General features: G+C 67.7%; 8 protein-coding genes. 4 read left to right on the plus strand and 4 right to left on the minus strand.

The features are described from left to right. Window positions 1–438, minus strand: a 438-nt coding sequence (locus FKP22_RS18500) for an SDR family NAD(P)-dependent oxidoreductase (RefSeq protein ID WP_141289123.1), incomplete at its 3' end; no start/stop codon positions are given. 18 nt (window positions 439–456) lie between these two features. On the opposite strand from FKP22_RS18500, the gene FKP22_RS18505 reads away from it, so the two are divergent. The 4 genes from FKP22_RS18505 (at window position 457) to FKP22_RS18520 (ending at window position 2,868) form a co-directional block, all read left to right on the plus strand. Next, window positions 457–1,632, plus strand: a complete 1,176-nt coding sequence (locus tag FKP22_RS18505) for a class I SAM-dependent methyltransferase (RefSeq protein ID WP_141289125.1) — start codon at window positions 457–459, stop codon at window positions 1,630–1,632. A gap of 13 nt (window positions 1,633–1,645) precedes the next feature. Further along, window positions 1,646–1,837, plus strand: coding sequence for a DUF2905 domain-containing protein (locus tag FKP22_RS18510; protein ID WP_141289127.1), 192 nt, complete (start codon window positions 1,646–1,648; stop codon window positions 1,835–1,837). An 87-nt stretch (window positions 1,838–1,924) separates the two neighbouring features. Further along, a complete protein-coding gene (locus tag FKP22_RS18515; RefSeq protein ID WP_141289129.1) occupies window positions 1,925–2,422 on the plus strand; it encodes a hypothetical protein in 498 nt (165 codons plus the stop codon). A gap of 140 nt (window positions 2,423–2,562) precedes the next feature. Next, the gene (locus tag FKP22_RS18520) at window positions 2,563–2,868 is read left to right on the plus strand and encodes a hypothetical protein (protein WP_141289131.1); all 306 of its coding nucleotides are present in this window, start codon (window positions 2,563–2,565) and stop codon (window positions 2,866–2,868) included. Window positions 2,869–2,910: 42 nt separating this feature from the next. On the opposite strand, the gene FKP22_RS18525 is transcribed toward FKP22_RS18520, so the two are convergent. The 3 genes from FKP22_RS18525 to FKP22_RS18535 form a co-directional block, all read right to left on the minus strand. Beyond that, window positions 2,911–4,152 carry a multifunctional CCA addition/repair protein gene (locus FKP22_RS18525; protein ID WP_141289133.1) on the minus strand — a complete coding sequence of 414 codons (1,242 nt, stop codon included), beginning with the start codon at window positions 4,150–4,152 and terminating at the stop codon, window positions 2,911–2,913. 17 nt (window positions 4,153–4,169) lie between these two features. Continuing rightward, entirely contained in the window at window positions 4,170–5,177 is a 1,008-nt protein-coding gene (locus tag FKP22_RS18530; protein WP_141289135.1) for a complex I NDUFA9 subunit family protein, read from the minus strand. Then, window positions 5,174–5,934 (minus strand): lytic transglycosylase domain-containing protein (locus FKP22_RS18535; RefSeq protein ID WP_141289137.1); only part of this gene is annotated, 761 nt, incomplete at its 5' end. The genes FKP22_RS18530 and FKP22_RS18535, both read right to left, overlap by 4 nt.

Genomic DNA, 5,934 nt, shown 5'->3' on the forward strand with positions numbered 1-5,934 from the left:
CGGCGTCATCTGCAGGCCCAGGCCGCCGCGCAGCCGGGTCATGTCCAGCACCGGCGCGGCGGTGTTCGCGGCCCAGTGGCTTGCCATCAGCGCGGTACTGGCCGTGGTGGCATCGTCGTATTCGAACAGCGAAGCGTTGTTGACCACCGCGTCCAGCCGGCCCAGGCGGGCCACCGCGTCCGGCACCAGCGCCCTGCATTCGGCCTCGTCCGCCAGCTCGGCCTGCAGCACGGTCACCTGCGCACCCAGCGCCCGCAGTTCGGCTGCAGTCACCTCGGCCTCGTCACCCCACTGCCGACAGTGCAGCGCCAGGTCGTGTCCGTGGCGCGCCAGGTGCAGCGCGATCTCGCGGCCAATGCGCCGCGCGCCGCCGGTGACCAGCGAAACCGGGCGCACGCCAGCGGGCAGTGAGGCAGCAAGGGAGGAGGGCGAAGCCATGGAACCTACAATCTCGCGATGCGAAAAAGCCAACCCGACAGTGTATCGGTGCCGCCAGCACAGCGGCCGGGTGAGGCCTTGCCCGGCACGGCGTCTGCCGACTTGCTGACGCTGATCGCCCAGGCCATCGCGGCCAATGGCGGCTGGCTGCCGTTTGACCGCTACATGGCCATGGCCTTGTACCAGCCCGGCCTGGGCTATTACGCCAACAGCAGCCGCAAGTTCGGCCTGATGCCGCAAAGCGGCAGCGACTTTGTCACCGCCCCGGAGTTGACGCCGCTGTTCGGCCGAGCGCTGGCCGTGCAGGTCGCGCAGGCCTTGCGCGAGAGCGGCACGACGGAAGTCTTCGAATTCGGCGCCGGCTCCGGCGCGCTGGCCGAGCAGTTGATCAGCGCGCTGGACGCGCTGGACCAGCCGCTGACGCGCTACACCATCATCGACCTCAGCGGCACGCTGCGCGAGCGTCAGGCCCTGCGCCTCGCCCGCTTTGGCGAGCGGGTCTCATGGGCCAGCGAATGGCCGGCCGCGATGCAAGGCGTGGTGGTCGGCAACGAGGTGCTGGACGCGATGCCGGTGCAATTGCTGGTGCGCCAGCCCGAAGGTGGCTGGCACGAGCGCGGCGTGGCGCTGGGCGCAGCCGGCCAGCTCCTGTTCGCCGACCGGCCCAGCGAGCTGACGATCCCTTTCATCGACGTGGAAGGCGGCGCCGTGCTGCCCGGCATGGTCACCGAAATCCACCCGCAGGCCGAGGCCTTCATGCGCAGCCTGGCCGAGCACCTGCAGCGCGGCGCGGCGTTTTTCCTGGACTACGGCTTCCCCGAGGCCGAGTACTACCACCTGCAGCGCCACCAGGGCACGCTCATCGCCCACCGCCTGCACCAGGTCGACCACGACCCGCTGGGCGACCCGGGCGAGAAGGACCTGACCGCGCACGTCAACTTCACAGGCATCGCGCTGGCCGGCCAGCAAGCCGGACTGGACGTGATCGGCTACACCAGCCAGGCGCATTTCCTCTTCAACTGCGGCATCGCCGAGATGATGGCCGGCGCCGAGCTGCGCGAACGTGCCATGGGCCAGAAGCTGGTCACCGAACACGAGATGGGCGAGCTGTTCAAGGTCATCGCCTTCGCCACCGCCGGCCTGCAGTTCAACCCGCTGGGCTTCGCCCACGGCGACCGCATGCACCGGCTATGAGCCAGGGAACCCCATGCGCTGGCTGATTGTCCTGCTGCTGATCTGCCTGATCTTCAACCGCGCCGGCGACTGGCTGCAGAAACTCGGCCTTGGCCGCCTGCCCGGCGACGTCCGCTTTCGCGTCTTCGGCCGGCAAATTTTCCTGCCGTTTGCGAGTTGCATCCTGCTCAGCCTGGTGGCGTCGGGTGTGATGATGGTGTTGTGACGGCGGGTTCTGCATCCATGCGGCCTCCAGAGCAAAGCCGTCGTCCCTGGAATTGCTCAAGAAGCCACGCCGCCACACCAACAAATCATGCGCAACCTTGTCTCACTGATCTCGCTCATTCTGGCAAGTGGCTTGGCTTTGGCCGCTGACCCTTCAAGCCCAGAGAAAGATTCTGAGCGCGTTGTAAGACTTGTCGCCACGCTGGAGAAGAATCCGCTCGGAGTCGAGGCAGCACAGAGTCGAAAGTGGCTGATGCAGTGGCTAGAAGAGACAAAAGACTTCAGCATCACGGTTTGCGAAATTCTCGGACCGGTTCCAAGTCAGTCTCCTCCGAACAGTGCCGTGCTGCTTGCCCAGCAGATGTTCGGAAACCTTGCGTACCAAATACAGAATCCAGGCATTCGGGACCAGCTATCGTTGCAGGTTGCGGGGGTTGAGAGCACGCTGAAGGCCTATGCAGTCTTTGTCAGCAAGGATCCGAAGTCACGCATTGCGCATTTTGACGACTTGCTACAGGCGCAGAAGTCTGGATCTCTGCATTCGCGCATGGCGCCGGTGATTGCGAAGGAATGCGGGGGCAACTGACCGTGAACGAGCCGAACCTCTACTCACCTCCGCAAGCAGAAGTCACCGACCTGGAACCGAGTCAGGTGCCGAGGAGGCCACCTGGCCCACCGCCCGTGATTCCGAGAATCGCAGGACTTCTTGGGGTGGCAGGCTTACTTATGGGCATCGCGGACCTGTACATCAAACACGGAGAACACAGCACGCCTCTCCTTGTGTTGACTGTGTTGGCGGGCGCACTCGCTGCGTGGGTGATTGACGCCCTGGTTCGCAAGGCGGTGCGCTCACTGCCGTGGGCATTCGCCGTTCTCGGCTTCACGGCAGTTGCGGGCATGCAGTACTACGAGACCAGTCCCCCAGGGGTGCTTCGGGCAATCTACGTTGGACAAGGCGTTGTGTTCGGACTGGCGGCGGTGTTGTTCCTCTTCCCGAGCAGCCTTCGCTGGTTCAAGAGAGGCAATGCGTAGCCTGCAGCCATTTGCGATTGACGCGAGTTCGCAACCGAGCTGTCAACCTTCGTCGAGATGTTCATCTAACGCTTGCGCCACCGCTTGCAGTCGCGCAAGGCGGATGGCCTCCGCAACTGCTGGGCCCTGGGCGCCCTTGGCCATCGCACCGCTGGCGATCGGCTTTGTGGGCAGGGCCATTGCGGCATCGACGGCCTTGAGCAGTCGCGGGCCGCTGGGGTAGGGCCGGTCCTGGAAACCGGTGCGGCCGCGGGCGTCGGCTTCGCAGGCTTGCAGCGCTTCCTTGAAGCGTTGCGGACGGCGGAAGGCGTCGCTGCGTTCGATCAGGCGCATCAGCGCGCGGGCGTTGAATTCGGTGGCGCGGTGGATGTTGGTGTGTTCGCGGGCGACCAGCTGGGCAAGTTCGCTGCACTCGGTGGGCGCTTTCAGGCGCAGGGCCAGTTCGCGTGCCAGGTCTTCGCTGCGGGCTTCGTGGGCCAGGTGGCGCGGCCATTCTTCGGGCGGCGTGGTGCCCTTGCCCAGGTCGTGGCAGAGGCAGGCGAAGCGCACTGTGAGCGGCGCGGCCATCTGCGCGGCCATGTCCAGCACCAGCATCACGTGAACGCCGGTGTCCACTTCGGGGTGGTGCGCAGGCGGCTGCGGCACGCCCCAGAGCCGGTCCAGCTCGGGCATCAGCCGGGCCAGTGCGCCGCAGCGCCGCAGCACCTCGAACATGCGGCTGGGCTTGCTTTCCATCAGCCCGCGCGAGACCTCCTGCCACACGCGCTCCGGCACCAGCGCGTCGACCTCGCCGGCCGTCACCATCTGCTGCATCAGCGCCTCGGTCTCGGGGGCGACCGTGAAGTCGTCGAAACGGGCTGCGAAGCGGGCCAGGCGCAGGATGCGCACGGGGTCTTCGGCAAAGGCTTCGCCGACGTGGCGCAGCACGCGCTGCTGCAGGTCGCGCTGGCCGTTGAAGGGGTCGACCAATGCGCCGTCGTCGTCGCGCGCCATCGCGTTGATCGTCAGGTCGCGCCGGGCCAGATCCTCGGCCAGCGTGACCTCGGGCGAGGTGTGGAACACAAAGCCCTTGTAGCCCGGCGCGGTCTTGCGCTCGGTGCGGGCCAGCGCGTATTCCTCGTGCGTTTGCGGGTGCAGGAAGACCGGGAAATCCGCGCCGACGGGCGTGTAGCCGGCGGCGATCATTTCGGCCGGCGTCGCGCCGACGACGACCCAGTCACGGTCGTTGACCGGACGCTGCAGCAGCGCGTCGCGCACCGCGCCGCCCACCACGTAGGCTTTCATGCGAGGGCCGTCCTGTTTCAGCGGTGGCGGGCGCGAAAGCCGTCCAGCCGGGCGCAGCGCTGGCCGGCACCCAGGGTGGCGGGCAGGATGGCTGACATGGGCTGCGGCACGATGCCCAGCGAGGCCAGGCCGGGCGTGTTTGCACTCGCCACGTTGGGCACGGTGAGGCTGGCCAGGTTGTCTCGGCTCAGCAGCGGCTCGCCGGGGGCCAGTTCCATCAGCATGGCCTGCAGCGTGGCCAGCGGGCCGGGCAACGCCCACACCGGCCGCGCCTGGCCCGCGGCCCAGCCGGCCTGCTGGGCCAGTTCACCCAGCGTGACGACTTCCGGCCCAGCGCATTCGATCACCGTTGGCGTAGCTTGCGTGGCCGGCCAGCTCAGCACCTTGGTAATCGCCGCGGCCACGTCGCCCACCCACACTGGCTGCATCTTCGCGTGTGCGCCGGCCAGCGGCAGGACCGGGAAGCGGCGCTGCAGCGAGGCGAACAGCGGCGTGATGTGGTCGCCGTCGCCGAAGATCACCGAGGGGCGCAGCACCGTCACTGTCAGGCCCTTGCCTTGCAGCGCAGCCTCGCCCTTGGCCTTGCTGCGCAGGTAACGCGAAGGCGCATCGGAGGCCGCACCCAGTGCGCTGACATGCACCACGCGCTTCACGCCGGTGCGCTGGCAGGCGGCGGCCAGACGGGCCGGCAGCTTGGCGTTCACCGCATCCAGCTCGGCCTCGCTGCCCTGCAGCTTCGCGATCAGGTTGACCACCGCGTCGCAGCCCTGGAGCAGCCCGTCCAGCGCCTTGTCGTCATGCACATCGGCTTCCAGCAGGTCGACCAGCGGCAGCGGCAGGATGTTGCGGGCGTTGACGCGCCGGCGAGTGGGCACCACCAGGCGCAGCGCGGTGTCGCGGCGGCCCAGCGCGTTGCCAAGGGCCTCGTGGAAGCGGCCGTCCGCAAAGTCGTCACCGCGCACCAGCAGTTCGCACAGCGTGCGGCCGACAAAGCCACTGCCGCCGAGGATCAGCACCTGGTTCATCGTGAGGCTCCTTCGCCTGTTGTGGGGTCCACGCGCGAAGGCAGGTCCGGCGCCGGCTCGGGCACGCTGCTGTCGCGCGGGCCGATGCTGCCACCCATGCGCGCCTTCAGCGAGGCGGGCTTGCCGCTCATCAGGCCGGCGTAGTAGGTGGCGTTGGACAGCACTTTCTTCACATAGTCGCGCGTCTCGTTGAACGGGATGTTCTCGGTCCAGATCGCCGCTTCCAGCACCGGGCCGTCGCGCCAGCGGCGCGGCCTGCCTGGGCCCGCGTTGTAGGCCGCGGCGGCCAGCGTCTGCGAGCCGCTGAAGTCATCCAGCGCCAGCTTGAGGTAGGCGGTGCCCAGGCGAAGGTTGGTGTCGCGGTCGCTCAGCATGTCGGGCCGATAGTCCAGGCCAATCTTCTTCGCGGTCCACTTCGCGGTCGAGGGCATGACCTGCATCAGCCCGGATGCGCCGACGGCCGAGCGCGCGTCCACGTAGAAGCGCGACTCCTGGCGGATCAGCCCGTAGGCATAGGCCGGGTCCAGCCCGATCTCGCTGGCGCGCGGCAGCAACTGCTCGCGGTGCGGCATCGGGTAGCGCTGGTTCAGGTCGAACTCGGCGCGGGTGCGGTCGCTGCTGTTGATGCAGCGGTCCCACACCTCGCGCTCGCAGGCCAGCTGCGAAGCGGCCAGCAGCTCGCGGTCGCTCATGCCGATCAGCGAAAAATTCCATTCGCGTGCGCCTTCGGAGCGCAGTCCCGCGGCCAGCGCCATCA

This window comes from Ideonella azotifigens, from assembly GCF_006519715.1.
In the GTDB taxonomy this organism is placed as follows: Bacteria; Pseudomonadota; Gammaproteobacteria; order Burkholderiales; family Burkholderiaceae_C; genus Ideonella; species Ideonella azotifigens.